The 2,245-nt window shown below is 58.0% G+C and carries 2 protein-coding genes; both read left to right on the top strand.

The window, feature by feature from the left end:
* Positions 1–590 precede the first annotated feature (590 nt).
* Positions 591–1,250 carry a tetratricopeptide repeat protein gene (locus tag HHJ06_RS11620; protein ID WP_215429958.1) on the top strand — a complete coding sequence of 220 codons (660 nt, stop codon included), beginning with the start codon at positions 591–593 and terminating at the stop codon, positions 1,248–1,250.
* Positions 1,251–1,313: 63 nt separating this feature from the next.
* Positions 1,314–2,210, top strand: coding sequence for a phosphatidylserine decarboxylase (locus tag HHJ06_RS11615; protein ID WP_215429957.1), 897 nt, complete (start codon positions 1,314–1,316; stop codon positions 2,208–2,210).
* The last annotated feature ends 35 nt before the right edge of the window (positions 2,211–2,245 follow it).

Genomic DNA, 2,245 nt, shown 5'->3' with positions numbered 1-2,245 from the left:
ATGACGCCAGAATTCTTGTACAGATACCGGGTCGCACCCTCACGGGTGCGTGGATTGAAACTGTATGAAGACAATATAGGTTTGATCTCATCCTGTCGCACCCTCACGGGTGCGTGGATTGAAACAGAGTAGCATCATCTCCTGGTTGAATGCCGCTCCGGTCGCACCCTCACGGGTGCGTGGATTGAAACCCGGCATTGGTATTTAGTCATTTGTCCGGTGCTTGTCGCACCCTTACGGGTGCGTAGATTAAACGGCACCTCCAGCTTCCATGCCTTGTGGCACAGCAGTTGACCCTCATGGGTGAGCAGGATGAATATGAAGTTATATAGCGGATACTAAAATAACGGCGGTTTTTTCATTTCAATAGATGGATTTAAATGGTTCTTTGTTGATTATTGTTTTTAAAGGAGGCTTTCATGTGCCGAAGGCGCCGGGTGAATAGCTTTCAGGTGGTTTCATGATGATGCACGGACAGCCTGTTTTTAGAACAGGAAGAGTTGTCCGGTAAGTTTCCTGCGGCATGGGGCCTTTTTCCGCGTTCACAGTTTGTGATGGATAAGGCGGGAGGAATCCAATATAGAGATAAAATGCACATAGACTGGTTGAATGATTTTCTGGAATGGGCGCCTATTCTTCTGATGGTACTGGTGGCGGTTGTTTTTCTGGCTGCGTTGAAGTGGAGAAGCGGGAGGCTGAAGAAGTCCGTGGAGGAATGGAAGCGGAAGTTGGTCCGGGAGGCGGAGGCAGGCCATCCCGCCTCCCAGTTCCGGCTGGGGCGCATTTACCGGAAGGGGGACGGCGTGGAGAAGGACCCGGACCGGGCGGAGGAGTGGTTTCACAAGGCGTTGCCCGGATTGAAGCAGGAGGCGGAGGCGGGAGACAGGGACGCGGCTTTTTACCTTTACGATTGTTTTCATCAGGGGCTGGGTGTGGAGAAGGATGATGCCGAGGCCCTTCGCTGGCTGCAGCGCGCGGCGGCCGGGGGAAAACCGGAAGCCATGTTTGCCCTGGCGCTGGAGTACCGGGAGGGGGGGATGGTGGAGAAGAATGAGGATTTGTTCATGCATTGGCTGCGGAAGGCGGCGCATGAGGATGACAGGGATGCCCAGTACTTGCTGGGCGCCTGTTATGAACACGGCAACGGAGTTGCCCGGAATTTGGACCTTGCCCAGGAATGGTATGACCGGGCGGCGGAGAAGAAGGATTCCGGAAAGGAGGACGGCCTGGAGCACGCACTGGGGAAGTAGGAAACCGGGGGAACCGTCTTTCGGCTGGACAAAACGGGAGGCGGACGACACTCTAGGCGCTTTATGGAGGGCATACGCTATTACAACCGCTACACGGGCAGGGAAGAACGGGAACAGGTGCTGGGAGAGAAGTACCTGCAATGGATTTACGGTACTTCCACGGGCAGGGCGGCCCTGCATGTCCTGATCAAGCGCGGCGTGTTTTCCTCCCTGCTGGGGTGGATGAAGAACCGGCCTGCCAGCGCGCGTTCCATTCCCGCGTTTGTGGAGGAGTACGGCATTAATATGGAGGAGTCCCTCCAAGGGATTCCGGAGTTCAGGCATTTCAACGATTTTTTTTACCGCCGCCTGAAGCCGGGCGCGCGTCCCTTGGCCGGAGGCGAGGAAACGGCTGTTTTTCCGGCTGATGCCCGGCACATGGGCTGGGAGCGCGCCGACCGGATCAGCGGCGTTTTTGTGAAGGGGCAGAGTTTTGACCTCCCGAGTCTGCTGGGGAGCGCGGTCCTGGCTGAACGGTATGCGGAAGGCGCCATTGTCCTGTCCCGCCTGTGCCCTACGGATTACCACCGTTTTCATTTTCCGGTGTCCGGCGTGCCCGGCCCGTGGGAGAAGCTGGGCGGTCCGCTGGCGAGCGTGTCTCCGTACTGCCTGCGTCACCGGCTGGCGTGGCTGTGGACCAATAAGAGGAATCTGACCCTGGTCCAGTCGGAGTTATGGGGGCAGGTCGCCATGCTGGAGGTAGGGGCCACCGGCGTGGGACGGATTGAGGAGACGTACCTTCCGGAAACTCCCGCTCTCCGAGGAGCGGAGAAGGGGTATTTTGCCTTTGGCGGCTCCACTGTGATGTGCTTTTTTGAGCCGGGCAGAATCAGGCTGGCTCCCGACCTGCTGGAAAAGACGGCGGAGGGGATGGAGCTGTTTGCCCGCCAGGGGGATACGATGGGGACGGCTGCGCAGTAATTGCGGGGCCGGGAAGGGTGCGGCCCGCGTTTCCC

This window comes from Akkermansia muciniphila, assembly GCF_018709685.1.
In the GTDB taxonomy this organism is placed as follows: domain Bacteria; phylum Verrucomicrobiota; class Verrucomicrobiia; order Verrucomicrobiales; family Akkermansiaceae; genus Akkermansia; species Akkermansia muciniphila_E.
Note: the sequence above shows the minus strand (reverse complement) of the source record. Positions and strands in the feature narration are given on the sequence as shown.